This is a genomic window from Actinomadura scrupuli (assembly GCF_050971785.1).
Taxonomy (GTDB): Bacteria; Actinomycetota; Actinomycetes; order Streptosporangiales; family Streptosporangiaceae; genus Actinomadura_E; species Actinomadura_E scrupuli.
Window position 1 is genome coordinate 205,435 of the sequence record NZ_JBPCCU010000002.1, and the last position, 25,327, is coordinate 230,761.

Below are 25,327 nucleotides of genomic sequence, written 5' to 3' on the forward strand. Positions count from 1 at the left end.
TTGCCCACTTTGGGTGGGTGGATTCCTGATCAATACCAGGCAATCCGAGAGGCGGCCGGGAGCCCTCCGGAGCTCCGGGCCGGAAGGGCTGCGCGTACTCGCGAATGCCCAGGAAGAGGGCGGTGCGTCCCCTTCGCGGCGGCCGAGTGGATCTCCCTGGGGAAGGGCCGGTGCGGCCGGTCCCCGGCCGCCGTCAGGTCCGGAACGAAGAGCTCGCCGGGGTGCCCGCACTCTTACCGGGTGGGTGGGTAGGTCAGGGTGTGACGTTCCCGTTAAAGTGACGCGTGAGTAACATCACCCGAACCGCATTCGGTTCTCTCCAGTAAGGTGCTCTTCATGGACCTGAATGGTGTTTCCGCCGTCGTGTCAGGCGGTGCGAGCGGTCTCGGTGAGGCCACCGCTCGTGACCTGGCCGCCCACGGCGCCAAGGTAGTGGTCGCCGACCTCAACGAGGACAAGGGCAAGGCCCTTGCCGACGAGATCGGCGGCGTGTTCGTCAAGACCGACGTCTCCGACGAGGCCCAGGTCGCGGCCGCCGTCCAGGCGGCCGTCGACACCGGTGCCCCGCTCCGGGTGATCATCAACAGTGCCGGCATCGGCTGGGCCTCGCGTACCGTCGGCCGTGACGGCACGCCGCACGACCTGGGCCAGTTCGAGCGGGTCATCAAGATCAACCTGATCGGCACCTTCAACCTCATGCGCATCGGCGCCGCCGCCATCGCCAAGACCGAGGCGGCCGACGCTGACGGGCTGCGCGGTGTCGTCATCAACACCGCGTCGGTCGCGGCCCTGGAGGGCCAGACCGGTCAGGTCGCCTACTCCGCCTCCAAGGGCGGCATCGTCGGCATGACCCTGCCGGCCGCACGCGACCTGGCGGCCATCGGTGTCCGCGTCAACACGATCTGCCCCGGCATCATCGACACCCCGATCTACGGTGAGGGTGAGGCCGCCGAGGCGTTCAAGGCGACGCTGTCCAAGCCGGTGCCCTTCCCCAAGCGCATGGGCAAGGCCTCGGAGTTCGCCCACCTGGTGCGGTCGCTCATCCAGAACGACTACATGAACGGCGAGACCGTCCGTTTCGACGGTGGCATCCGCTTCCAGCCCAAGTAATCGGAGCCACACATGTCTGACGCGGTTCTTACCGAAGAAGATGGCGGCGTTCTCGTCATCACCATCAACCGGCCCGAGGCCAAGAACGCCGTCAACGCGGCCGTGGCCGAGGGCATCGCGGCGGCGCTGGAGGAGCTCGACTCCCGCAAGGATCTCGCGGTGGGCATTCTCACCGGCGCCGGCGGTACGTTCTGCGCCGGCATGGACCTCAAGGGGTTCCTGAAGGGTGAGAACCCGTTCATCGAGGGCCGGGGCTTCGCGGGCATCGCCCAGCGGCCCCCGGCGACCCCGCTCATCGCCGCCGTCGAGGGGTACGCCCTGGCCGGCGGCTGTGAGATCGCGCTGTGCTGCGACATGATCGTCGCTTCCCGCGAGGCCAAGTTCGGGCTGCCCGAGCCCAAGCGCGGCCTGGTCGCCGGTGCGGGCGGCCTGCTGCGCCTCCCGCAGCGGATCCCGTTCCACATCGCCATGGAGATCGCCCTCACCGGCGATCACTACTCCGCCGAGCGCATGGCGGAGCTGGGCTTCATCAACCGGCTCGCCGAGCCGGGATCGGCGCTCACGGCGGCGAAGGAGCTCGCCTCCAAGATCGCTGAGAACGCCCCGCTGGCACTGGCGGCGACCAAGAAGATCGTCGTCGGCTCGACCGAGTGGCCGGCCGACGAGGCCTGGGACCGGCAGAACGCCATCATGGGCCCGGTCTTCGGCTCCAAGGACGCGCAGGAGGGCCCCGCCGCCTTCGCGCAGAAGCGCAAGCCGGTCTGGACGGGCGAGTGACCCTGGCACTCCCGTGACGATCGATGCGTGATCTCGCGGTGCGGGCCGGTCCCGCACCGCGAGGTCACCACGACCGGGATGTTGAGCCGGGTTGAAGAGAGTATTCAGCCGACTTCCAGCTTGAGCTTCCAGGCTGGGCGGTATGCAGCAGATGTCGCCGGGCGCCACCACGGTGCCGCCCGTGCCCGCCGCGATGCGCGGCCCCGCCGTTCGCCGGGCCGACGGCACCGATTTCGCCGCCGCCCGTCCTCGCACGTACGCTCGCGGAGACCATCGGACCACCATGGGCGGGAGCCTGACCCGGCACCAGGACGACGGCCGGCATCACGACCGCAGAGCGGGGGAGACGACGATGGCGGACAACACCCCGGAGGCCCGGCTGCTGGTGGTCGAGGACGAGCCGAACATCCTGGAGCTCCTGGCGGGCAGCCTGCGCTTCGCCGGCTTCGAGGTGATCGTCTCCACCAACGGCAACGACGCCGTACAGGCCGCCCAGCGGCACCGCCCGGACCTGATCGTGCTCGACGTCATGCTGCCCGACATCGACGGCTTCGACGTCGTACGACGGCTGCGGTCCGGCGGCACGCACACGCCCGTGGTGTTCCTCACCGCCCGGGACGCCGTCGAGGACCGGATCCGGGGACTCACCCTCGGCGGTGACGACTACGTCACCAAGCCGTTCAGCCTGGAGGAGCTGGTCGCCCGGATCAGGGCGGTCCGGCGGCGCGCCGGCGGGCCCTCGGCCGAGCCGCCGCCCCGGCTGGCCTTCGCCGACATCGAGCTGGACGAGGACAGCCACGAGGTCTGGCGCGGCGGCACGTACGTCCAGCTGTCGCCGACCGAGTTCAAGCTGCTGCGCTACTTCATGGCCAACTCGGGACGGGTGCTGTCGAAGGCCCAGATCCTCGACCACGTGTGGAACTACGACTTCCGTGGTGACGTGGGGATCGTCGAGTCCTACATCTCGGCGCTCCGTCGCAAGATCGACAACACCGAGCCGCGGCTGATCCACACCCTGCGCGGGGTGGGCTACGTGCTGCGGCTGCCACCTGGCTGATGACCCGCCGCACCCCACTTCGCCGGCTGCGGGAGTACTCCGACCGCACGCCGCTGCGGGTCAAGCTCATCGCCGCGGTGCTGCTGCTCGTGGTGCTGGCACTGGCCGTGATCAGTGTGACCACCGTGTACGCCATGCGCAGCTATCTGGTGACCCGCGCCGACGCCCAGCTGGGCGACGCGGCCCGCCAGCTCGTCCAGCAGGTCGAGTCGGGGCGGGCCCCGCGCGGACCGGACGGAAAGATCATCCTTGCCCCGCCCTACGGGGTCGTCGTGCAGCTCCGCGACGCCCAGGGCACGCTGCTGCAGAGCGTCCCGTCGGTGGACCGGTCGGCCGGTGACATCGACGGCCCGGTCCTGAGCGGCGATGTGTCCCGGCTGGCCGGGCGGCCCTTCACCGCGTCCGGGGCCGAGGACGATCGATGGCGGGTGCTGGTGCTCGACATCGCCGGCGGCGGCACCGTCACGCTCGCCCTCAACCTCAACGAGGTCGACCGGACCGTCCACCGGCTCAGGGTGGTCGACCTGCTGGTCGGCGGCCTGGTCGTGCTCGTGCTGGCCGCCGCCGGGGTCGGTATCGTCCGAACCAGCCTGCGGCCGCTCGACGAGATCGAGGAGACCGCCGAGGCCATCGCCGAGGGAGACCTGTCCCGGCGGGTGCCCGAACGGCACCCGCGCACCGAGGTGGGGCGGCTGAGCCGCTCGCTCAACGGCATGCTCGGCCAGATCGAGACCGCGTTCCGCTCCCGGGCCGAGTCGGAGGAGGCGGCCCGCCGGTCCGAGGCGGCCGCCCGCCGGTCGGAGGAGAGCGCCCGCAACTCGGAGGAGCGGATGCGGCGCTTCGTCGCGGACGCCAGCCACGAGCTGCGCACCCCGCTGACGGCGATCCGCGGGTTCGCCGAGTTCTACCGGCAGGGCGCGGCCCGCTCCCCGGCCGAGACCGACCGGCTGATCCGCCGGATCGAGGACTCGGCCTTCCGGATGGGCCTGCTGGTGGAGGATCTGCTGCTGCTCGCCCGGATGGATCGCCAGCGCGCTCTGGAGCGGCTGCCGGTGGACCTGCTCGCGGTGGCGGCCGACGCCGTACAGGAGGCCAGGGTGATGGCGCCGGACCGGGACGTGGAGCTGTCGGTGCACGGCGGCGCCGCGTACCAGGTGCTGGGCGACGAGCCACGGCTGCGCCAGGTGCTCGGCAACCTGCTCACCAACGCGATCACCCACACCCCGGACGGCACCCCGGTCGAGGTACGGCTCGCCACCGGCGTCCTGCCCGGCCCGGCGGAACTCTCGGCGGAGCCCGCCACGGAGGTCCCCGCGGTGATCTGCGAGGTCTCCGACCGGGGCCCGGGGCTCGCCCCGGACGAGGTCGGCCGCATCTTCGAACGGTTCTACCGGGCCGACACCGCCCGCTCGGAGGGCGGCACGGGCCTGGGGCTCGCCATCGTGGCCGCGCTGGTCGCCGCGCATGGCGGCACCGTGGAGGTCGACACCGAGCCCGGCCGGGGGGCGACCTTCCGGGTCGCGCTCCCGCTCGCCACCGAGTAGCCGGCTGCCGCCGTGACCTGCGCCGATGTGCGGTCGTGTGCGGGCTCGGGGGAGTACCGGGGCCCACAGCACATCTCCAGGCAACTTTTAGCCTTCATGCATGGACATCGCCCGCGAGGAGGGCTTGAGTAGTGCTTCCAGGGTGCCCTCTGTGGCCGCCGCGGCGGGCCGGGGATGCGCGCCCTGGCCCACGTGAGTGCCGCCCGGGCCGGGTCGTCCAGACCCCCCGGGCGCACTCGTTCTCTCCCCCGGTGCCCCGATTCTCGCCCCCGCGGGTCGTCCGCGCATCGGTGAGAATGTCCGTTGCCGGACGGCGGGCAGGGTGTTCAGGGAACTTGGAGGCCGGCTCCAGCGACGGTGCAGGGCCGTTGCCGAAGCTGAGGGTGTCAACGAAGGGGGACACCATGAAGCCTCAGGATCCCACCGGCCCGCTGGGGCCGGTCGGCCCGGACCGTCCGGCCCACGTGCCGTACGACTTCGTCCCGGCGGCCGCGTACGAGCATCCGGCATCCGGCGGACCCGCCGCTGCGACCGGCGACCCCGGGCACCCGCCGGTCTGGTGGACCGTGCGGCGCAAGGTGGCGGCCACCGGTGCGGCCCTGGTCGTGGCGGTCGGCGCCGGCGGCGCCGGAGCGGCCGGCGCCATGGCGCTGGCGGGGCCGGCCACGGTCCTCGCCGGCCCGGCCTCGGTGTCCGCGGTCTCCAACGGTCCGGGACAGGGCACCACAGCCCAGGTGGCCGCCGCCGTGCAGCCCACCGTGGTCTCGATCACCGCCACGTCGTCCTACACGCAGAGCACCGGCTCGGGGGTGATCCTGCGCTCCGATGGGGTGATCATGACCAACGCGCACGTGGTGAGCGGCGCCGACCAGCTCAGCGTGAAGTTCAGCGACGGCAGGACCGCACGGGCGAAGCTGCTCGGCAGCGACGGCGCGCACGACATCGCCGTGATCAAGGCCTCCGGGGTGTCCGGTCTCAAGCCCGCCACGCTGGGCGACAGCGGACGGCTCGCGGTGGGCGACCCGGTGCTCGCGGTCGGCAGCCCCCTCGGGCTGGACGGGTCGGTGACGTCCGGGATCGTGAGCGCGCTGGGCCGTACGATCTCGGAGGGCGGCGCGGACCAGAACCCCGATCCGTACGGCCGGCAGTCGGCGCCGCGGCAGAGCGCGTCGATCGCCAACGCCATCCAGACCGACGCCGCGATCAACCCCGGCAACTCCGGCGGCGCACTGGTCGACGGAGCGGGGCAGGTCATCGGGGTCAACACCGCCATCGCCACCACCAGCAGCGGCTCCGGCAGCATCGGCGTCGGGTTCGCGATACCGATCAACGACGCCAAGAAGGTCGCCGACGACATCATCGACGGCGCGGGCAGCAGCGGCGCCGCCGCCTGACAGACCTGCCGGCGGGTCATCGGGGGCTTCAGGGAGGCCGATGACCCACCGGCTCCGCACGGCGGGCCGGTCGCCCTACCTTGGGGGGTGGGGGTGGCCGGCCCGCCGCGTCGCGCGGTCGCTCGAGCGGTCGGGAAAGGTCAGGAGGTCAGGAGAGGTCAGGCCGAGGTGGGGGCGGGCGTCCGGGGACGGGACTTGTTGCGCTTGGCCAGCATCCGGCGGGTCGCGGTGAGGTAGAACGTCCGCGGCAGGGTGCGCACGGGGAGCGGCATTCGCGGATAGACCACCGCCAGCCCGTTCATCAACAGCCGGAAGCGGCGCTCCCGGGCCGCGTTCCACTTCCAGCCGTACTGCGCGCGCAGCGGCTCCGGCATGAAGCCCGCCGTGATGAGCCGGATGGCCATCAGGCCGGGGGCGAGGATCTTGGGCAGCCCGGTCGGCCAGAGCACCCCCTGGGCGATGGCGCGGGAGGCGTCGTTGATCCGCAGGGTGGTGACCATGTGCGCGTAGTACCGGCGGAAGTCCGGGTAGGTGGCCGGCATTTCCTCCTCGGGGCAGCCCAGGATGGTCGCGTACACCTTGCTCTGCTGGTAGAACTCCTCCAGCTCGGCGGGTGTGAACGGGCGGCGGAACAGGTACTCGTAGACCTGCACGGCGACGGCGAACAGCGTCGCGGCCACCCATACCTGGAGTTCGGGCTCGTTGGCGTTGTAGCCGGGACCGCGGACCTGGTCGTGCATCTTCCTGATCATCGCGCTGAGCTGTTCGGCCTCCTCACGGGTCCCGAACTGCACCAGGTAGACCCAGCCCATGGTGTTGCGAAGCCTGGCCAGCGGATCGTCGAAGGTGTAGCTGTGATCGTGCACGCCCTGGCCGACCTGGGGATGCGAGGTCTGGAGGAGTGAGGCGACACCTCCGGCCGCCAGGAGAATGCCCTCGCGACCCACCGTGCGGATCAGGTCGCCGTCCCGGAACAACTCATCGGTCATGAGGGTCAGTGTAAGTAATCACTTGCTTGCGGACCAGTGTGATGATCGGCACATCCCCGTCGCCGGGCGCCGGGCGGCGGGCACCGGAAAACCGGGGCGACATGATCCCCGAAGCCTGGGATAATCGGGCACATGTCCTCCCCGGTCCACGTGCGCGGCTCGATCACCATCCCGGTGACCGAGCTCCAGTGGCGTTTCACCAGGGCCTCGGGGCCGGGCGGGCAGAACGTCAACAAGGTCTCCACCGCGGTCGAGCTGTCGTTCGACCTCGCCGCCACCACGGCCATCCCCGAGCCGCTCAAACTGCGCGCGCTGGACCGGCTGGCCGGCCGGCTGGTCGACGGTGTGATCACCATCCGGGCGGAGGAGCACCGGTCCCAGTGGCGCAACCGGCAGACCGCGCTGGCCCGGCTGGCCGACGTGCTGCGCGCCGCCACCGGCCCGCTCCCCAAGAGCCGGCGCCCCACCAAACCCAGCCGGGGCATGAACGAACGCCGGCTGGACGGCAAACGCCGCCGCTCCACGACCAAGCAGATGCGCTCCCGCCCGGACTACTGACCACGGCGTCGGCCGGGCCGTGCACCGGTCCGCCCGTGGCGCACGGACATGCGAACGGCGCCGCTCCCCTGGGACGAAGACAAGGGGAGCGGCGCCGTTCGACGTGTTCAGAGCCTCGGATAACGCCCGTCCGCCGGGCTCTGACCCTCAGGCGGCCGTGCGGCCTACGAGGGAATGCCCGGATCGGCCGGCCGGTGGGCCGGGGCGTGCAGTTGCCGGTTGTACTCGTTGTCCGAAGCGGCGGGTGCCGGCAGAGCCGGGCTCGGCTCGGACGGCTCCGCCGGTTCGGCGGGCTTGGCGGAGGTGGCGGCCTCGGACTCGCTCGCGTCGTGCTGCGGTGCGAACGGCGCGGGACCGCCCGGCTTGGTCATCTGCGGGGCAGGGGCGACCGGGGCGTGCTTGGCCACGGGAGCCTGCTTGGCCATCGGCGCGGCCGGGGCGGCGTGCGCGGGTGCCTTGATCGGAGCGCCGGCGGGCGCGGCGGCGTGCTTGCGCGGAGCCTGCTTGCTGACCGCCTCGTCGACCATCTTCTCCAGTGGCCCGGCGTCCGCCTCACCCTTCAGCAGGGTGTTGAGCGTGTCACTGATCTCGGTGAGCCGCTGCAGCGCCTGCGTGTGGTTCTTGGTCAGGAAGGCCAGCCGCTGCGTCGCGCCCTCGTTGATGACGCTGGCGCGGCGCTCGGCCGCCGTGAGCGTGCGCTCGGCTTCGAGCCGGGCACTCGTCACGGTCTGCTCGGCCTCCTGCTGGGCCTGCGTCAGGACGTTGTCGGACTCCTTCTTGGCCGCGCCGAGGACCTGGCTGGCCTTCTCCTGCGCGTTCGCGAGGTCGCGGTCGGCGTGGTTGCGGGCGTCGTCGACGATCCGCTTGGCCTCGCCGTCGGCGTCCTTGCGGATCTGCTTGCCACGGTCCTCGGCCTCGGCCAGTTTCTCCTTGGCCTCGTCCTCGGCAAGGTTGATGATCTGGCGCAGCCGGTCGCTGAGGTCGTCACCCGTGGGCTTGCGCGCCTCACGGACCTCGGCCATCTCGCGGCGGGTCCGTTCGACGTCGTCGAGGGCGCGGGCGAGCCGGGTCTCGAGGTCGCGGATCTGGGTCTGGGTGCGGGCGAGCGCGTCGTCGACCTGACGGCGGTTGTAGCCGCGCATCACGATCTCGAAGGACTCGTCCCTGAGGAGGTTCGGGAGGATCTCAGTTTCGTTGCTCATGAGCCTAAGGGGGTCGGAGGGTCGTCGAGAATCGACTCTCGTCCGATCCACCCCATTCGCGCAACCGGAACGCTTGTACCTGGTGCGATTCTGTGACCTAACACTGGCCGGCGCGCTGCGTCGTATCACAAAATATCCGTCCCAATTACTCCGGCGCGTCAGAGCAAGGTGAGACCGAAAGCGGGCCCAAGGTGCCCGGCCCCGGCCCACTCGCCGAAGGTCTTCGCAGGCAGTGACCCCGCCATAGCACCGGCCGGCCGCTCGCCGCCACTTCGCGGCCCTCGCCCGGATCGCCGCGCCCCCGTCTTCTGGCCGTCCTCCGCGCAGGGCACCATGGTGGCCATGAACTACGTGGGTGCACTGGGAACGGACGAACCGACGATCCATCCGGACGCGTGGATCGCGCCGGGCGCGGTGGTGGTCGGCAAGGTGACGCTGGGCCGCGACTCCAGCGTCTGGTACGGCTCGGTGCTGCGGGCCGACGACGAGGAGGTCGTGGTCGGTGACGAGGTGAACATCCAGGACATGTGCTGCCTGCACTCCGACCCCGGCCAGCCGACGGTCCTCGAGGACCGGGTGAGCCTGGGCCACAAGGCGATGGTGCACGGAGCGCATGTCGAGACCGGCTCCCTCATCGGGATCGGGGCGATCGTGCTGGGCGGGGCCAGGATCGGCGCCGGCACCCTCATCGCCGCCGGTGCCCTGGTGGGACCGGGCAAGAAGATCCCCTCCGGGGTGCTCGTCGCGGGGGTGCCCGGCAGGGTGGTCCGCGAGCTGACCGACGACGACCGCGCCGTCCTGGCGTACACCCCGCCGGCCTATGTGGAGAAGGCGCGCCGTCACCGGACGGCCGAATGGAATCGTTGACCCGAATTAACGGCAAATGGCGGGTACGGCATTTTCGCCAGCCAACGTTGTGCCCCAGCCCGTTAGCATGAGCTTCGTGGCATGGGGAGTTGGCGGCGGCGGCGGTTATGGTGCCATGCCGCAGCAGCCCGCGCAGGATCCGTTCACGGCGGCGGAGCGCGAGACGAGGGCGATGGTGTCCGCGGCCTGGTGGCCGGCGGCCCCTCCGCAGCAGCGCCAGCACGCGGTGGCCGGGCGCGTTCTCGCACTCCCCGACGGCACCTGGTGGATCTTCGGTGCGTGGGCGCGCTGGTACCGCTGGCACCCCTCCGACGGCCAGTGGTACCTCTGCCCGCCGCCGCGGTCGGTGGCCACCCGGCAGTCCGCGCGCCCGGTGCAGCAGGGCCAGGGCGTGCCCGCGCTGCCACCGCACGTGGTGCCCGCCGGACCCGACTTCGACTACGACATCCCCGAGCCTCTGCCGTTCGTCGGCCAGCAGCTCGCCGCGGGGCTGTCGGCCCGCGTCCGGTCCACCGTCGAGGCCGCCGCCGCGCTGCCGGCCCAGGACTACCCGCACTGGTGGGCGCTGTTCTCCTCGTCCGTGCCGAGCACCGTGGCCGTCTCCTGGGGCGTCATGCTGTGGTGCGCCGCCGCGCCGGTCTTCGACTCCCGGCTGGACGACGACATGCTCGGCATCTGGACGCCGTACCGCGCGAAGCCGCTGCCGGTCGTCGACGGGCCGCGCTGGCTGACCGCACCCCCGCTGGAGGCCCTCGTCGGGCTGTACGCCGAGCGGCTGCGCTCCAGCCGGGTCGACGCCGCCGTGGTCGTGCTGCGCACCATGTGGGCGGTGGCCAGCGCGCTGCGCGAGGACGTACGCTTCCGCGCCCGTGCCGACGCGCTGATCGCCGTCGTGGGCGCGACGCTCAGCAATCCCACCGTGGACTACGGCGCGCTGCCGTACGGCGACCAGGCGCTGGTGCAGCAGTGGGTCACCCGGGTGCCGCCCAACCTGGCGCCGGCGATGCGGATCGAGAGCTCGCCCGGCGACAACTTCCGGCACGCCTACTACGACCTGGCCCAGTCGGTCACCCCCGTCCTGGGCGATCCGGCCGATCCGTCCTACCTGGAGCCCCGCCTGGTGGCCGCCGCGCTGATCGCCGCGGACCTGGCCGTCACCAAGCGCGACAAGGTCGAGCAGATCGTGCCCTGGCTGGACCCGGAGATCCGTTACACGGTGCAGGCGGTGCTCAGCCAGAACGGACATCCACTGCGCCGGCTCTGGCCGGTGGACAACCGGCTGCCCGACCAGCTGCGGTCCGCGCTCGGGGACCGGACCGAGACCCTGCTCGCCGCGGTCTACAACGTCGACCTGGCCTGGTGCCGGCTGGCCGGGGGCATGCCCGCCCGGCCCCGCGGCTTCCCCGTGCCCACCGCGATCATCACCGAGCTCATCGGTCTGGACCGGGCGCGGGCCGCGGCCGCGGCCGCGCCGATCACCTCGCCGCCCGGGGTCGCGCCACTGGCCCAGCAGTACCCTCCCGGCGGCGCGCAGCAGGGCGCGCCCGCGCAGCCCGGCTGGGGCGCCGCTCCCGTCGCGCCCTCCCCGGTGGGCTCACCCGGCCAGGCCCCCGGCCAGCCGCCCGCCGCGGAACTGCCACAGACCCCCGCGGATCCCGCGGCGCAGCAGTGGGGGGCCGGGTTCGGCCTCCCGGGCGGCCTGCCGCCGATCCAGCCCCCGCTCGACATGCCGGGCATGCCCTGGGGCGCCCAGCCGCCGGCGCAGCCCGCCGGTCAGCCGCCCGGTCAGCCCCCGGTCCAGCCCGCCGGCCTGCCGCCCGCGGCCGGGCCCGAGGCCCAGCCCGGCGGGGCCCAGTGGGGTGGGCAGGCGCAGCCCGCCGCCTTCGGCATGCCCGCGCCCGCCGCCCCCGGCGGGGCACCGGCGGGCGACCCGCAGGCGCCCCCACCCGGCTGGGCGGGTGCCGCCCCCGCCGCCCCCGCCGCGCCCGGCTGGGGCGCCCCGGCCCAGGAGCAGCCGGCCGCGTTCGGGATGCCCGGTCAGGAACCCGGCGGGTATGGCCGGGAACCCGGTGGGTACGGCCGCGATCCGGCCGGTCCGGGCCCGAGCCAGCCGCCGGTGCCGGGCCCCGCCGGTGCCCGGCCGGAGCGCGGAGACGACTTCGCGGTGCCCTACACCGCCCTCGGCTTCGGCCCCGCCCAGGGCCAGGCGCGCCCGGCCGGCCCGCAGGGCCTGGGCGGTGGGCTTGATCCGGATGGCGGGGAGGATCCGGGCACCCGCCGCGACCCCTACGGCGGCCGGACTCCCTACGGAGCCCCAGGTCCCTACGGGCAGCAGGCTCCCCAGGACCAGCAGGCCCCGTACGACCAGCAGGCCCCGTACGACCAGCAGGCTCCCTATGACCCGCAGGGCCCGTACGACCCGCAGGGTGCCGCTGACCCGCAGGGCCCCGCCGGTCCCGTCTACGGGTCGCCGGCGGAGCCTCCCGGGCGGTTCGCGGACGGCGGCGTGGAGCAGGGGCGGCCGCAGGCTGCCGAGCAGCGGGATCCGGCTCAGTACCCGCAGGCTCAGGGGCACTGGTCCCCGCCGCCGATGGCCGCCGAGGATCCCATGGCCACCCGGATGGACGGCCCTGGAGTCCCCGCGGCGGGGCGGCCGATGGACGGGCGTCCGGCGGCGCCAGGCGGCGGCGGCCCGCCTCGCACACGGGTGCTGGGCGCCGAACAGACCTCGCTCGACCCCGGCGACGAGCCGGGCCCGGTGCCGCCCCGGCCTGCCGTGCCCGGTGGCCACCCCGGCACCCGGGTCATGTCCGAGACCATGGTCGGCGACATCCTGGACTACGCCCCGCTGCCCGATCAGCCGGTCGAGGACATCGAGCCCCCGGCGGAGGAGGACGCCCGCCCGGTCACCGAGCGATTCGGCGTCCGTTTCGTCTACCGGGTGGGAGCGGAGCCGGTGGGCGAGCGGGACCCCGGCGTACTGCTCGACGAGCTGCACGGCGGGGCCGGCTGGGCGCAGGGCATCGTGGAGCCGGCGGCGCGGAGCAGGGCGGTGCCCCCCAGCGTGCTGCTGGTAGGCGAGGCGCACAACGGTCAGCGCAGGCTGGCCCGGATGATCGCGCTCACCCTGGCCGACGCCGGCGCGGGCGACGGCACGGTCCGCATCGCCGACGCCGACGACGTGCGAGGCCTGCCGCCCGAGCGGATCCAGTCCGTGTTCGAGCCCGGCGGAGCCGGCGCGGCCGTGCTGTTCGAGCGGCTGGACGCGGTGATCATGGAGTCGCTGGACCCGGCGGCCATGGCCGAAGCCGTACGCACGGCCCGGGCGGACCGCCCCGCGCGGGCGGCCCTGGTCGCGACCTGCGACCCGCGTGCCTACCGCCGGCTGGCCCAGGACTTCCCCGAACTGGCGGCGGCCTTCCGGGTGTTCCGGCTGCCCGACCTGAGGGATCTGGCGACCCGGCTGACGGTCCTGCACGTGCTGGCCGACGAGCGCCGGGTCACGGTCGACTCCGCCGCGCTCCACGTGGTGCGCGAGGATCTGTCCAGGCTGCGGGGCCCGGGCGAGCTGGTCGGCTCCCGGCTCGTGGAGGCCTACCTCGAGCGGGCCTGCCAGCGGCACATCGGGCGCGCGGGTGCGTCGAGGGACCGCCTGGTGCTGAGCCCGGAGGATTTCGCGGGCGTCGCGGCGGAGATCGAGCCCTCGCTCCGGCCGCCCGGCGACGTCGACGGCTTCCTGCGCCGGCTGGACGGCATGATCGGCCTCCCGCAGGTGAAGGAGGCGGTTCACGGGCTGGCCGAGGAGGCTCGCGACGACTCCGGGACCACCCGCAATCTGATCTTCGTGGGCCGTCCGGGCACCGGGAAGATGACCGTGGCCGGGCTGGTCGGGGGCATCTACGCCGCGCTCGGGGTGCTCGACTCGGGCCACATCGTCGCCTGCCGTCCGGTCCATCTGGCCGGACGCGACCTCATCGACACCGAGAACCGCGTGTACGCCATGGTCGAGCAGGCCATGGGCGGTGTGCTGCTCATCCAGGAGGCCCACCGGCTGGAGCGTTCGCCCGACGTGGTCACCGAGCTGTTGCGTTACCTGGAGGAGCGGCGCGGCCGGTTCATCGTCATCTGTACGAGCTCGGGGCCGGAGATGGACGACTTCCTGGCCGCGAGCCCGGCCTTCGGGGAGATGTTCGGCGAGCCGGTGACGTTCGCCGACTTCAGCGACCGGGAGCTGGTCCAGCTGTTCCAGCAGTTCGCCGAGCGGGACCTCTACATGCTCGACGAGGAGCTGCGGGTCGAGCTGATGGCCCGCTTCGCCCGGACGCGCGACGACGAGGGCTTCGCCAACGGCCGGACGGTGCGGGAGATCTTCGAGCAGACGGTGGCCCGGCAGGCCGCCCGGCTGGCCGGGCAGGACGTCACCGCCGCGACCGTCGCCCGGCTCACCGCCCGGGACCTGCCCGAGTCCGCGCTGGAGCGGATGCTCGGCGACCTGCACCAGAACAACTCCGGCTGAGGGCCGGCGGCGTCCGGGCCGGCGTTCACACCGGGCACCGGGGAGCCGGCAGGGACGGGTGATGAGGATGGCCTCCGAATGGCCCTCTTGGGTCATACGCCCGGACGCGCGTGGCGCGTAGCCTGTTCACGGGTGTGGGGATGAACGGAGGTGGACGCGATGCTGCGCCAGCAGGAAGTCGATCTGCGCGTTCACGACCGTGTTGCACTGGACGAGATCGAGCTCTATTCCGAGATCCTGAGTGCCGTGGCGACGACCGACCGGTCGCTGACCACGGCGGAGATCGACGTGGTGCTCGGAGTACGTTCCGCAACCAGTCGTCGCGAAGGTGTGCCACAGGATTAGTCATCGCTGGGGAGCGGTCCCGATGGAGCCGCTCCCCACCGGTGGCCTCAGCCGCTGAACAGGTGGATGATCCCGTACACCAGGGCGGCGACGAGGCCGGCCATCGGAATCGTGAAGACCCAGGCCAGCACGATGTTGCCGGCCACCCCCCAGCGCACCGCCGACAGCCGCTTGGTCGCGCCCACCCCCATGATCGACGAGGTGATCACGTGGGTCGTGGAGATCGGCGCCTTCCAGATGTAGGCGGCGGCGTAGAGGATCGCCGAGGCCGTGGCCTCCGCCGCGAAGCCCTTCGGCGGATCGAGCTCGATCACCTTGCGGCCCAGCGTGCGCATGATCCGCCAGCCGCCGGCGTAGGTGCCCAGCGACAGGATGCCGGCGCAGGCGATGACCACCCAGACCGGGATGGACTTCCCATCGGAGTGGCCGGTGGCGACCAGGGCCAGCACGATGATGCCCATGGTCTTCTGGGCGTCCTGCAGCCCGTGGCCGAGTGCCATCGAGGCGGCGGACAGCGTCTGCGCGATCCGGAAGCCGCGGCCCACCCGGCCCGGATTGGCCCGGCGGAAGATCCACAGGATCGCGACCATCACCAGGTAGGCGAGGAAGAAACCGATGAGCGGCGAGACCACCATCGGGATGACGACCTTGTCGACCACCGTGCTCCAGTTGACCGTCACCGAGGCGGCCAGACCGGCGCCGACCGTGCCTCCGATCAGCGCGTGCGACGACGAGGACGGCAGCCCGAAATACCAGGTGATGAGGTTCCAGCTGATCGCTCCGAGCACGCCGGCCGCCACCACCGTCAGGCCGGCGACCCCGGTCGGGGGAGTGATGACGCTGCTGATGGTCTTGGCCACCTCCTGGCCGAGGAACGCGCCCAGGAGGTTCATGGCGGCGGCCATCAGCAGGGCGGCCCGGGGTGTCAGCGCCCGGGTGGACACCGAGGTGGCGATCGCGTTGGCCGCGTCGTGGAAGCCGTTGGTGTACTCGAAGGCCAGCGCGACCAGGACGACCAGGATGAGCACCGTCGACTCGGAGCCGGTGCGCCGTCCGATCAGCGCCACCAGGGAGACCAGCGCCACCCCGGCCAGCAGGATGAGCGCGGCCTTGCCGTGCCCCCGGGTCTGGGGAGCCGGGCTCTCGGGGGCCGGGGCCTTGGCGAGGGTGTTCATGAGGTCTCCTCGCCGGGGAGGGAGAGGTGTTCGTGGTCGCGCGGTGCAGCGTGATCGGCCCGGTTCCGCGCCTGGCGGCTCGTCACCTGCTCAGGACTCCTTGACCGAGATGGTCTCGATGGTGTTGGCCACGTGCTCGAAGGCGTCGGCCGCCTCCTCCAGGCAGTCGATGACCTGCTTGAGCTTCATGACGGTCAGCGCATCGTACTCACCGCCGAACAGCTTGGCCAGCAGCCCCCGGTAGACCTGGTCGCCCTGGTTCTCCAGCCGGTTGATCTCGATCCAGTACTCGTTGAGCTCCTTCATGGACCGCAACCGGGGCATGGCCTCGGCCGTCAGCTCAGCGGCACGTTCCAATACCTCGACCTGGCCGACGATGTCCTTGGGGAGTTCCTCGATCTTGTAGAGGACCACCAGGTCGGCGGCCTCCTCCATGTAGTCCATGACGTCGTCGAGCAGGGAGGCGAGCCGGTAGATGTCCTCCCGGTCGAAAGGGGTGATGAAGCTTTCGTTCAGCCGGCGCATGATCGCGTGAGTCAGCTCGTCGCCGGCGTGCTCGCAGGCGCGGAGCTTCTCGGCGGCGGCTTCCCTATCGGTGCCGTCGGCGATGAGTTCCACGAGCAATCTGGCACCGGTCACCAGATTGTTCGCAGAGTCGGTGAACAGGTCATAGAAACTGTCCTCACGCGGCGTGAGACGCAATCGCACGGCGTACTCCTGAAGAGCGGGAAACGATCCGCAGAGGATGGTAGGCGTAACCGGGACGAAAAAGAACCTTCGCTCCGACTTTGGAAGAGATCCACCATCCTCTCACCTCTGCGTTGCCGCTGGCCCAGGCACGGTACCCGACGGGGGCGCCGGCCGGTGCACCGCACCGCGGGGGCATGTCCGACTCGCTTGCCGGAACCCTGTCCCCACAGTCGATTCGGGGGAGGCCGATGCCGTACGGTCGATCGGCAGGCCGCGATCGCGGCGGCGGTGGGAACAGCGCTGAGTGACAATCACCACAGGAGGAGCCCATGGCAGAGGTCCGCTACGACGTGCCCGCGATCAGCTGCGACCACTGCGTGAACGCCATCACCGGCCAGGTCCGCCAGGTGCCCGGGGTGGCGGAGGTGACGGTGGACGTCGCCGCGAAGGTCGTCACCGTGCGTGGCGAGAACCTCGACGACCCGGCACTGCGCGCGGCCATCGACGAGGCCGGTTACGACGTCCAGAACTGAGAAGACCCCCGTGGTGATCTCACGATCCGGCGTCGGCACGAACGGTGAGATCACCACGGGGGTGTGCCCCCGGGCGTGGAGGATCAGCCGAAACGGCCGGTGATGTAGTCCTCGGTCGCCTTCTCGGTGGGGTTGGTGAAGATCTTGCTGGTGTCGTCGATCTCCACCAGCTTGCCGGGCTTGCCGGCCCCGGCGATATTGAAGAAGGCCGTACGGTCGCTGACCCGGGCGGCCTGTTGCATGTTGTGGGTGACGATGACGATGGTGTACTGCGTCTTGAGCTGCGAGACCAGGTCCTCGATCGCCAGCGTCGAGATCGGGTCGAGGGCGGAGCACGGCTCGTCCATCAGCAGCACCTGCGGCTCCACCGCGATGGCCCGGGCGATGCACAGCCGCTGCTGCTGACCACCGGACAGCCCGGCGCCCGGCTTGGCGAGACGGTCCTTGACCTCGTTCCACAGGTTCGCGTGCTTGAGGGACCGCTCGACGATGTCGTCGAGATGGGCCTTGCGCCGCACCCCGTTGAGCTTCAGCCCGGCGACCACGTTGTCGTAGATCGACATGGTGGGGAACGGGTTCGGACGCTGGAAGACCATGCCGACCAGCCGCCGGACCGCGACCGGGTCCACCGAGGAGGCGTACAGGTCCTCGTCGTCGAGCATGACCTTGCCCTCGACCCGGGTGCCCGGGATCACCTCGTGCATCCGGTTGAGGGTGCGCAGGAACGTCGACTTCCCGCAGCCCGAGGGGCCGATGAAGGCGGTCACCGACCGTGGCTCGATCGTCATCGAGATGTCCTCGATGGCATGGACCTGGCCGTAGTAGGCGCTGAGACCGGAGACGTCGATCCGCTTGGCCATGAGGTGGATACTCCTATTCGGGGCAGTGCTTATCGATCAGTGGGCTTGCGGAGTCGCGCGATCAGCCGCGCCACCAGGTTGAGCAGCATGATGATGAGGATCAGGGTGAGCGCGCCCGCCCAGGCCCGGTCGACGGCGTTGTTGTTGGGGTCGCCCGCCTGGTCCCAGATGAAGGTGGGCAGGGACCCCTGAGCCCCGTTGAAGGGGTCGGTGTTGATCGCCTTGGTGACGAAGATCGTGAGCAGCAGCGGAGCGGTCTCGCCCATCACCCGGGCCACGGCGAGCATGATGCCGGTGATGATGCCGGTCAGGGCGGTCGGCAGGACCACGAAGCAGATCGTGCGCCAGCGCGGCACCCCCAGGGCGTACGACGCCTCACGAAGATCGTTGGGCACCAGCTTGAGCATTTCCTCGGTGGCCCGCACGACCGTGGGGATCATGAGGATGGACAGCGCCATCGACCCGGCGAAGCCGGAGAAGCCGAACCCGAAGCCCAGCAGCCACAGGGCCAGGACGAACAGCCCCGCGACGATCGAGGGAATGCCGGTCATCACGTCGACGAAGAAGCTGACGGTCTTGGCCAGCCGGCCGTTCCTGGAGTACTCCACCAGGTAGATGGCGGTGAGCAGGCCCAGCGGCACCGAGATCAGGCTGGCCAGCAGGACCTGTTCGAGCGTGCCGATGATGGCGTGGTAGACACCGCCGCCCAGGTCCCGCCCGCCGATGCCGTTCATGGAGTGGGTGAGGAAGTCGGGCGTGAGGCGCTTCATGCCCTTGCTCACCACGGTGAACAGCACCGAGATCAGGGGGACCACGGCGAGCACGAACGCCAGGTAGACCAGGATCTGGACGACCCGGTCCTTGAGCTTGCGGTTGAAGGACACCTTGGGGATTGCCGGTGGGTTGGCCGGGGAGGGTGGCGGCGTCTTGCTCCCGGCGACGGCGGTACTCACACGAACTCCTTGCGCCTGGCCACGATCGCCCTGGCGGCCATGTTGACGATCAGGGTGATGAAGAACAGCACCAGACCGGAGGCGATCAGGGCGCTACGGCCGTTGGTGCCCGCCTCCGGGAACGTGCGGACGATGTTGGCGGCGAAGGTGTTGCCGCCGGGCTCGAGGATCTTCCAGGAGATCCCGCTGACCGTCGAGAGCACCATCGCGACGGCGACCGTCTCGCCGAGCGCGCGGCCCAGCCCGAGCATCGCGGCGCTCACCATGCCGGAGCGGCCGAACGGCAGCACCGCCAGCCGGATCATCTCCCAGCGGGTCGCGCCGAGCGCCAGGGCCGCCTCGATGTTGGCGCGGGGCACCTGGAGGAAGACCTCGCGGGAGATCGAGGAGATGATCGGCAGGATCATGATCGCCAGCACGACGGCGGCGACCAGCATCGTCTGCCCGCCGACGCTGCTGCCGCCGAACAGCGGGACCCAGCCGAAGTAGTCGTTGAGGAAGGTCGACGGCCCGTTCATCTTGGTGACCAGGAACTGCAGGCCCCACAGGCCGTAGACGATGCTCGGCACGGCGGCCAGCAGGTCGACGATGTAGCTGAGCCCGTCGGCCAGCCGGCGCGGCGCGTAGAACGCGATGAACAGCGCGATGCCGATCGCCACCGGGGTGGCCAGGATCAGGGCCAGTGCCGAGGAGAGCAGGGTGCCGAACGCCAGCTGGGCGATTCCGAACTTCACCGGGGTGGCGTCGGGACTCCACTCCTGGGAGGTGAAGAAGTTGGCGGCGTTCGCCTGCAGAGCCGGCAGCGCCTTCCAGATCAGGAAGGCGGCGATCGCGGCCATGAGGACGAGCAGGAAGATGCCGGAGCCTCGTGCGGCCCCCGCGAACACCCTGTCGCCCAAGCGGCCTGTGCTCATCCGGTGACCGCCGCGGTGCTGGCCTGCCACCACCGCGGTATCGATGCCGGTCTCGCTGGTCACGGAATTGCCTCCCTCGCGGTCCACGGGGGGATTCACCCCCGAACCCAGGTTTGCCCCGCCGCCGAGGTCGTCGGCGGCGGGGCGGTTGTCTTGCCTGGTCAGGACAGGGCCTTCACAGCGGCCTGCACCTTGGTGAGCACGGCGGTGGGAAGCGGGGCGTAACCCAGCTTGCCCAGCGCGCTCTGTCCGGCATCGCTCGAGGTGTAGGTGAGGAAGCCCTTGACGAACTTGGCCTGGTCGGCCGGGAGGCCCTTCTCACAGACGATCTCGTAGGTCACCAGGACGATCGGGTAGGCGCCCGCGGTCTTGGTGGCGTAGTCGAGCTTGAGCGAAAGGTCGTTGCCGGTGCCGGCGATCGTGGCACCGTCGATGGCCTTCGAAGCGCTCTCGGTGGACAGCTCGACGAACTCGCCGGCGCCGTTGGCGATCTTGGCGGTCTTCAGCGACGCCCCGGTCGCGTACGACATCTCGATGTAGCCGATCGAGCCGTCGGTCTGCTTCAGGAGCGTGGTGACACCGTCGGACTTGGTGCCGCCCTGACCGCCGGGAGCGGTCCACTTCTTTCCGCCCTCGAACTTCCAGACGTCAGGAGCGGTCGCGGTCAGGAACTTCGCGAAGTTGTCGGTCGTGCCCGACTCGTCGGCGCGGTGCACCGTCTTGATGTCGGAGGCCGGCAGCTTGGCGTCCTTGTTGTCCGCCGCGATCTTGGGATCGTTCCACTTGGTGATCTTGCCGGCGAAGATCTCGGCGAGGGTGGTGGGCTTCAGCTGGAGGCTGTCCACGCCCTTGACGTTGAAGGCGACGGCGATCGGGCCGACGACCATGGGCAGGTCGATGGCCTTACCGGTCTTGCAGCGTGCGTCGGCGGCGGTGTGCTCCTCCGGCTTGAGCGCGGAGTCGGAACCGGCGAAGGCGACCTGGCCAGAGGTGAAGGCCTGTACACCCGCGCCCGAGCCGCTGGGGTTGTAGTTGAGCGTGGAGCCGGCGCAGGTGGCGCTGTAGCCCTTGCTCCACTCCTCGATGGCGTTCTTCTGCGCGCTGGAGCCGGCGGCGTTCACCGAGCCCTTGACGCAGTCGCCCGAGGACGCGGCGGGGGCGGAGCTCGAGGAGCCGCCGCTATTGTTGTCAGACCCGCACGCAGAGAGTGCGAGCGCACCCGCAACGACTACGCCGCCGAGCGCGGCGAACCGAGTGCCGTTCTTCACGGGGAATTCTCCTCCTGAGTTGATGGGCGGTGGGATCCCCGTGTTTGTCCAGGCTGTGGGGCCACCGTCAGGCATGAACCTAGGGAGGAGAGGTGTCCAAGCCCCCCGATCCAGGTGAACGGGGGGTGAACTGGATTGGACGCTGCCAGGAAGAATGTCTCGATTTGATATTGACGCCAGGTGAACAGGTCACCAGATGAGGGTCAAGCCGCTGCCCGGTACATGACGTCGGTGTTCCAGCGGATGAACCCCAGGGACTCGTACAGCCGTACCGCCGCGGGATTGTCCTCGTCGACGTACAGCATCACCTGTGACAGGCCCAGCGAGCGCAGGTGGTGCAGTCCGGTGAGGGTCAGCGCGCGGCCGAGCCCGGTGCCCTGCTCGCCCGGATCCACGCCCACCACGTAGACCTCCCCGATGGGGGGATCGTCCGGGTGCACCTTGGTCCAGTGGAACCCGGCGAGTTCGCCGTCCCGCTCGGCCAGGAAGAACCCCGCCGGGTCGAACCAGGCCTCGGCCTCCCGGTCCCGCAGGTCGTCGATGGTCCAGGAGCCCTGCTCGGGGTGGTGCGAGAAGGCCCGCGCGTTGACGCGCAGCCAGGCCTGCTCGTCCCGTCCCGGCTGGAAGGTCCGGAGCCGTACGCCCGGGGGGAGGCTCACCTCGGGCAGTGGGGGGACGAGGGGGCCGGCCAGCGGGCGCCCCAACTGCAGCAGCGCGCGCGTCCGGGTGAAGCCGAGGGCGTCCGCCAGCGCGGCGGCGGCGGCCAGGTCGCCGTGCGCCCACACCCGCAGGCCGCCCGCTCGTTCCAGCAGGGCCTCGGCCAGGGCCCGGCCGTGCCCGTGCCGCCGATGGCCGGGATGGACGACGAGTTCCGCCGCGGCGGACTCGGTCCCGGTGGGCAGGTCGAGATGGCCGTAGCCGACCACGGAGCCCGCCGCCCGCACCAGCAGGCCCAGCGACCGGCCCTTGCCGCCATGGCGCAGGGCCAGCAGCGAGTGCTCGGAGAGCGGGTGGACGCCGTCGTGCCCGGCGGCGGCCTCGGCCAGCCGCAGCACCTCGTCCACCTCGTGCCCCGTCAGGCGCTCCCGTACGACCACGTCCCGCTCAGTCATGATCGTGAGCTTATGCCGGTCCGGCCGGCACCGGCCACGGGGGCGGCGTCCGTCCCGTCGGCCCGGGGGGCGGCGGTGACCTCCGGGCCAACGAAATCAGAGCGTTCCAAAATCAGGTGCGGACGGCCACCATCTCTTCGTTGTCGCCCGGACGGTGATCGGGCACGAACCGGTACCCGACGTTGCGCACGGTGCCGATGAGCGACTCGTACTCCGCGCCGAGCTTGGCCCGCAGCCGCCGTACGTGCACGTCCACGGTCCGGGTGCCGCCGAAGTAGTCGTATCCCCAGACCTCCTGCAGCAGCTGGGCGCGGGTGAAGACCCGGCCCGGATGCTGTGCGAGGTACTTGAGGAGCTCGAACTCCTTGAACGTCAGATCCAGCACCCGCCCGCGCAGGCGCGCGGTGTAGGTCGCCTCGTCGATCGTGAGATCGCCGCTGCGGATCTCGCCGGGCACGTCGTCGGGCTCGCCGACCGACACCCGCCCGACCGACAACCGCAGGCGGGCCTCCACCTCGGCGGGCCCCGCCCCCTGCAGCAGGACGTCGTCGAGACCCCATTCGGGGCTCAGTGCCGCCAGGCCGCCTTCGGTCACGATCGCGAGCAGCGGGCAGTCCAGGCCGGTCGTCCGCAGCAGCCGGCACAGGCCCTTGGCCTGTACGAGGTCACGGCGGGCGTCGACGAGAATCACATCTGCAGGTGGTGCGTCGATCAGCGCGGATGCCTCCGCGGGTGCGACGCGAATCGAATGCAACAGCAACCCCAGCGCGGGGAGCACCTCATCGGACGGCTCAAGCGCGTTGGTGAGCAACAGCAAGCTGCTCAAATGCCGCCTCCTCGTCTCCTACCAGCCCCTAAAAGACGTCAAGGACCCGGAGGCCTCATCGCCCGGATCCCTGGTTCGAGGATATCCGACCATGACTTCCCGGCAATGGGCGGCTACGGATGGATTGCCGACGTTGCGTGAATGAGACCATGACGAGATGGGCAGAGGCGTGATCAGATACTGGGCGGCGGCGCGGTCCGCCGCGGGCGTCGAGGAGGAGCCGTTCGACGCCGCGACGCTGGCGCAGGCGCTCGAAACCGCCCGGGGGACAAGGGATGCGGAGTTCTCCCGGGTCCTGGCGCGCAGCTCGTTCCTGATCGACGGCGACCCGGTCGGCACCCGGCCGCACGACACCGTCACCCTGCCCGAAGGCGCCACGGTGGAGGTGCTGCCGCCCTTCGCGGGCGGGTGACCACGTGGCGGAAGTCACACGTGACCGGCCGCCGTGGCTCTGCCGGATGATCCCTTCTCCCGGATCTCACCATGTGGAGTGACTGCCCGGACGGGCCGCCGTCGCTAATGTAAGGCCCGCCCGACGCCCTCGGTAGGGGGTCGTCCCCTGGATGGCACTGCGACCGAGGAGAGATATGCGGAAGGTACTGCTCGTACTGGTGATCCTCCTGATCGGGGGCGTCATCGCGGCGGACCGCATCGGTGTCCGGGTGGCGCAGAACGAGATCGCCAAGCAGATCGCCGCCGAGTACAACCTGCCCCGCAAGCCCACGGTGAGCATCCACGGCTTCCCCTTCCTCACCCAGGCCATCGGCGGGGAGTACGACCAGATCGACGTGGCCATCGGGGACTGGACCGAGCAGGACGTCACCGTCCGCGACCTGAAGATCGTGCTCTCCGGGCTGAAGGCGCCGCTGTCGGACGTCATCAACGGCGACGACTCGAAGATGGCCGCCCGCACCGCCACCGCCTCGGCGATCGTCCCCTACGACGTCATCAAGAAGCGGGCACCGCAGGGCGTCAAGGAGATCGCCGCCGAGGGCAAGGACCTGCGGCTGCAGGGCACCTTCGCCTTCCTCGGCTTCAACACCGACGTGACGATGGTCGTCTCGGTCAAGGCGACCCGGCAGGGCATCGCGATCACGCCGGAGTCCGTGCAGACCGGCGGGGCCACCATCCCGATCTCGATCCTGCAGCAGCGCCTGACCTTCACCGTCCCGGTGCAGAACCTGCCGATCGGATCCCGGATCAGCAAGGTGGAGGTCAAGCCGAACGGCCTGCTGGTCGCGGCGACGGCGGACAACGTGAAGTTCAACGACCTGCCGAAAGCCTGATCCGCGCAGCCCAGGTGATCTTGGCCGGGAATTGACCCGGGCTTGTGAACCGGAAGGCGATGGCGTACGTGTCGTAAGTGTGGGACCGACCGCTGATGAGCAGCTGCTCCGAGCGATGTACACCGAGCACGGTGGGCCGCTGCTGGGCTACGCCCTCCGGCTGACCGGCGGCGACCGCCAGCAGGCCGAGGACGTCGTCCAGGAGACGCTGCTGCGCGCCTGGCGCCATCCGGAGGCGCTGACCGGCCGGCCGGTCCGCCCGTGGCTGTTCACGGTGGCCCGCAACCTGGTCGTCGACGCGCACCGGGCCCGGCAGGCGCGGCCCGCCGAATCGGGTGACTCGTCGTTGGTCGCGATGCCGGCCGCCGACGACATCGACCGGGCGCTGGAGTCGTGGACCGTCGCGGAGGCCATGGCCGATCTCAGCCCCCAGCACCGCGCGGTGATCATCGAGACGTACTACCGGGGCTGCTCGGTGGCCGAGGCCGCGTCCCAGCTCGGCATCCCGCCGGGCACGGTGAAGTCCAGGACCTACTACGCGCTGCGTGCGCTCAAGCTTGCCTTGGAGGAACGGGGGTTGGCGCCGTGAACTCGTCCATGATGGGGCCGTGCCCGCAGGTGCGTTCGGCTCTGGGCGTCTACGTACTCGGTGCGATCGACCCGGCCGAGCGGAGCCAGGTCGATGCCCATCTGAGCATGTGCCCGAACTGCCGTGACGAGCTGGCCGGGCTGGCCGGGCTCCCCGCGCTGCTCGGCCGGGTCAGCGAACCCCAGATAGAGCACGTCGCGGGCCCGCCGGTGGAGCTGCTCGACTCGCTGCTCGCCAAGGCCGCGACCCGGCGCCGGTCCGAGCAGGACCAGGCCGAGCTGGCCGAGCGGGAGCTGGCCGAGCTGCGCACCCGGCGGGCCCGGTGGCGCCGCTGGCCGTCGTTCGCCGTCGCGGCGGCGGCCCTGCTGGTGGCGGGGGTGTTGCTCGGCGGCCTGCTGACCGGCGGCCTGCCGGGTGTGGGCGGCGGTGGCTCCTCCGGTGGCGTCGGTGCCTCCGCCGACCAGATCGTCGGGACGGACCCGAGCACCCACGTACGGGCCGAGATCTCGCTGGCCACGAAGGACTGGGGCACCGCGCTGAAGCTACGGGTCAAGGGCGTCCCGCCGGGATCGCACTGCCATCTGACCGCCGTGGCCAGGAACGGGGACCGCGATGTCGCGGCGAGCTGGCAGATCGAGCCCGACGAGTACGAGGAGTACAGCTTCTACGGCTCGACGATGATCCTGCGCAACCAGCTCAGGTCGTTCGAGATCGTCACCACCGACGGCCGCACCCTCGTCTCGGTCCCCGTCGGCACGTAGG

At 71.0% G+C, this 25,327-nt stretch carries 24 protein-coding genes; 14 read left to right on the forward strand and 10 right to left on the reverse strand.

Features of this window, described 5'->3' with window-relative positions:
• Window positions 1-336: 336 nt before the first annotated feature.
• The 5 genes from ACRYCC_RS08640 (at window position 337) to ACRYCC_RS08660 (ending at window position 5,882) form a co-directional block, all read left to right on the forward strand.
• A complete protein-coding gene (locus tag ACRYCC_RS08640; protein ID WP_433810113.1) occupies window positions 337-1,110 on the forward strand; it encodes an SDR family oxidoreductase in 774 nt (257 codons plus the stop codon).
• 12 nt (window positions 1,111-1,122) lie between these two features.
• Window positions 1,123-1,887, forward strand: a complete 765-nt coding sequence (locus tag ACRYCC_RS08645; protein WP_433810114.1) for a crotonase/enoyl-CoA hydratase family protein — start codon at window positions 1,123-1,125, stop codon at window positions 1,885-1,887.
• A gap of 352 nt (window positions 1,888-2,239) precedes the next feature.
• On the forward strand, window positions 2,240-2,944 hold the full coding sequence (locus ACRYCC_RS08650) for a response regulator transcription factor (RefSeq protein ID WP_433812117.1): 705 nt from the start codon (window positions 2,240-2,242) through the stop codon (window positions 2,942-2,944).
• The gene (locus tag ACRYCC_RS08655; protein WP_433810115.1) at window positions 2,944-4,488 is read left to right on the forward strand and encodes a HAMP domain-containing sensor histidine kinase; all 1,545 of its coding nucleotides are present in this window, start codon (window positions 2,944-2,946) and stop codon (window positions 4,486-4,488) included. The genes ACRYCC_RS08650 and ACRYCC_RS08655 overlap by 1 nt, the downstream gene beginning before the upstream one ends.
• A gap of 404 nt (window positions 4,489-4,892) precedes the next feature.
• Window positions 4,893-5,882: a S1C family serine protease gene (locus ACRYCC_RS08660; protein WP_433810116.1), complete on the forward strand. Its 990-nt coding sequence runs from the start codon at window positions 4,893-4,895 to the stop codon at window positions 5,880-5,882.
• Between the two features lie 158 nt (window positions 5,883-6,040).
• Here the strand turns inward: ACRYCC_RS08660 and ACRYCC_RS08665 are convergent, their stop codons facing one another.
• On the reverse strand, window positions 6,041-6,871 hold the full coding sequence (locus tag ACRYCC_RS08665; protein ID WP_433810117.1) for an oxygenase MpaB family protein: 831 nt from the start codon (window positions 6,869-6,871) through the stop codon (window positions 6,041-6,043).
• A 132-nt stretch (window positions 6,872-7,003) separates the two neighbouring features.
• On the opposite strand from ACRYCC_RS08665, the gene arfB reads away from it, so the two are divergent.
• Window positions 7,004-7,429, forward strand: a complete 426-nt coding sequence (gene arfB, locus ACRYCC_RS08670; RefSeq protein ID WP_433810119.1) for an alternative ribosome rescue aminoacyl-tRNA hydrolase ArfB — start codon at window positions 7,004-7,006, stop codon at window positions 7,427-7,429.
• Between the two features lie 164 nt (window positions 7,430-7,593).
• Here the strand turns inward: arfB and ACRYCC_RS08675 are convergent, their stop codons facing one another.
• Window positions 7,594-8,631 carry a DivIVA domain-containing protein gene (locus ACRYCC_RS08675; protein ID WP_433810120.1) on the reverse strand — a complete coding sequence of 346 codons (1,038 nt, stop codon included), beginning with the start codon at window positions 8,629-8,631 and terminating at the stop codon, window positions 7,594-7,596.
• Window positions 8,632-8,973: 342 nt separating this feature from the next.
• Between ACRYCC_RS08675 and ACRYCC_RS08680 the strand changes: the two genes are divergently transcribed.
• The 3 genes from ACRYCC_RS08680 to ACRYCC_RS08690 all read left to right on the forward strand — a co-directional run bounded on the left by ACRYCC_RS08680 (window position 8,974) and on the right by ACRYCC_RS08690 (window position 14,359).
• Entirely contained in the window at window positions 8,974-9,498 is a 525-nt protein-coding gene (locus tag ACRYCC_RS08680) for a gamma carbonic anhydrase family protein (RefSeq protein ID WP_433810122.1), read from the forward strand.
• A gap of 76 nt (window positions 9,499-9,574) precedes the next feature.
• Window positions 9,575-14,014 carry an AAA family ATPase gene (locus tag ACRYCC_RS08685; RefSeq protein ID WP_433810123.1) on the forward strand — a complete coding sequence of 1,480 codons (4,440 nt, stop codon included), beginning with the start codon at window positions 9,575-9,577 and terminating at the stop codon, window positions 14,012-14,014.
• A 159-nt stretch (window positions 14,015-14,173) separates the two neighbouring features.
• Window positions 14,174-14,359 carry a hypothetical protein gene (locus ACRYCC_RS08690; RefSeq protein WP_433810125.1) on the forward strand — a complete coding sequence of 62 codons (186 nt, stop codon included), beginning with the start codon at window positions 14,174-14,176 and terminating at the stop codon, window positions 14,357-14,359.
• 47 nt (window positions 14,360-14,406) lie between these two features.
• Here the strand turns inward: ACRYCC_RS08690 and ACRYCC_RS08695 are convergent, their stop codons facing one another.
• Window positions 14,407-15,534 carry an inorganic phosphate transporter gene (locus ACRYCC_RS08695; RefSeq protein ID WP_433810126.1) on the reverse strand — a complete coding sequence of 376 codons (1,128 nt, stop codon included), beginning with the start codon at window positions 15,532-15,534 and terminating at the stop codon, window positions 14,407-14,409.
• Between the two features lie 90 nt (window positions 15,535-15,624).
• Entirely contained in the window at window positions 15,625-16,242 is a 618-nt protein-coding gene (locus tag ACRYCC_RS08700) for a DUF47 domain-containing protein (RefSeq protein WP_433810127.1), read from the reverse strand.
• Between the two features lie 311 nt (window positions 16,243-16,553).
• Here ACRYCC_RS08700 and ACRYCC_RS08705 point away from each other — a divergent pair, with 311 nt between their 5' ends.
• The gene (locus ACRYCC_RS08705) at window positions 16,554-16,757 is read left to right on the forward strand and encodes a heavy-metal-associated domain-containing protein (RefSeq protein WP_433810129.1); all 204 of its coding nucleotides are present in this window, start codon (window positions 16,554-16,556) and stop codon (window positions 16,755-16,757) included.
• A gap of 83 nt (window positions 16,758-16,840) precedes the next feature.
• Here ACRYCC_RS08705 and pstB read toward each other — a convergent pair whose 3' ends face one another.
• The 6 genes from pstB to ACRYCC_RS08735 form a co-directional block, all read right to left on the reverse strand.
• A complete protein-coding gene (gene pstB, locus ACRYCC_RS08710; RefSeq protein ID WP_433810131.1) occupies window positions 16,841-17,617 on the reverse strand; it encodes a phosphate ABC transporter ATP-binding protein PstB in 777 nt (258 codons plus the stop codon).
• Window positions 17,618-17,646: 29 nt separating this feature from the next.
• Window positions 17,647-18,510 carry a phosphate ABC transporter permease PstA gene (gene pstA / locus ACRYCC_RS08715; RefSeq protein ID WP_433812119.1) on the reverse strand — a complete coding sequence of 288 codons (864 nt, stop codon included), beginning with the start codon at window positions 18,508-18,510 and terminating at the stop codon, window positions 17,647-17,649.
• Between the two features lie 56 nt (window positions 18,511-18,566).
• Window positions 18,567-19,547: a phosphate ABC transporter permease subunit PstC gene (gene pstC, locus ACRYCC_RS08720; RefSeq protein ID WP_433810133.1), complete on the reverse strand. Its 981-nt coding sequence runs from the start codon at window positions 19,545-19,547 to the stop codon at window positions 18,567-18,569.
• A gap of 98 nt (window positions 19,548-19,645) precedes the next feature.
• Window positions 19,646-20,752 carry a phosphate ABC transporter substrate-binding protein PstS gene (pstS, locus tag ACRYCC_RS08725; protein WP_433810135.1) on the reverse strand — a complete coding sequence of 369 codons (1,107 nt, stop codon included), beginning with the start codon at window positions 20,750-20,752 and terminating at the stop codon, window positions 19,646-19,648.
• 203 nt (window positions 20,753-20,955) lie between these two features.
• Entirely contained in the window at window positions 20,956-21,864 is a 909-nt protein-coding gene (mshD, locus tag ACRYCC_RS08730) for a mycothiol synthase (protein ID WP_433810136.1), read from the reverse strand.
• Window positions 21,865-21,976: 112 nt separating this feature from the next.
• Window positions 21,977-22,690, reverse strand: a complete 714-nt coding sequence (locus ACRYCC_RS08735; protein ID WP_433810138.1) for a winged helix-turn-helix transcriptional regulator — start codon at window positions 22,688-22,690, stop codon at window positions 21,977-21,979.
• A 157-nt stretch (window positions 22,691-22,847) separates the two neighbouring features.
• On the opposite strand from ACRYCC_RS08735, the gene ACRYCC_RS08740 reads away from it, so the two are divergent.
• The 4 genes from ACRYCC_RS08740 to ACRYCC_RS08755 all read left to right on the forward strand — a co-directional run bounded on the left by ACRYCC_RS08740 (window position 22,848) and on the right by ACRYCC_RS08755 (window position 25,326).
• Window positions 22,848-23,102: a MoaD/ThiS family protein gene (locus tag ACRYCC_RS08740; RefSeq protein WP_433810140.1), complete on the forward strand. Its 255-nt coding sequence runs from the start codon at window positions 22,848-22,850 to the stop codon at window positions 23,100-23,102.
• Window positions 23,103-23,277: 175 nt separating this feature from the next.
• Window positions 23,278-23,976 (forward strand): LmeA family phospholipid-binding protein, encoded by a 699-nt coding sequence (locus tag ACRYCC_RS08745; RefSeq protein ID WP_433810141.1) that lies wholly within the window; start codon window positions 23,278-23,280, stop codon window positions 23,974-23,976.
• Window positions 23,977-24,091: 115 nt separating this feature from the next.
• Complete coding sequence (locus ACRYCC_RS08750; RefSeq protein WP_433810143.1) at window positions 24,092-24,565, forward strand: sigma-70 family RNA polymerase sigma factor; 474 nt, start codon at window positions 24,092-24,094, stop codon at window positions 24,563-24,565.
• The gene (locus ACRYCC_RS08755) at window positions 24,562-25,326 is read left to right on the forward strand and encodes an anti-sigma factor family protein (RefSeq protein WP_433810145.1); all 765 of its coding nucleotides are present in this window, start codon (window positions 24,562-24,564) and stop codon (window positions 25,324-25,326) included. The genes ACRYCC_RS08750 and ACRYCC_RS08755 overlap by 4 nt, the downstream gene beginning before the upstream one ends.
• Window position 25,327 lies beyond the last annotated feature (1 nt).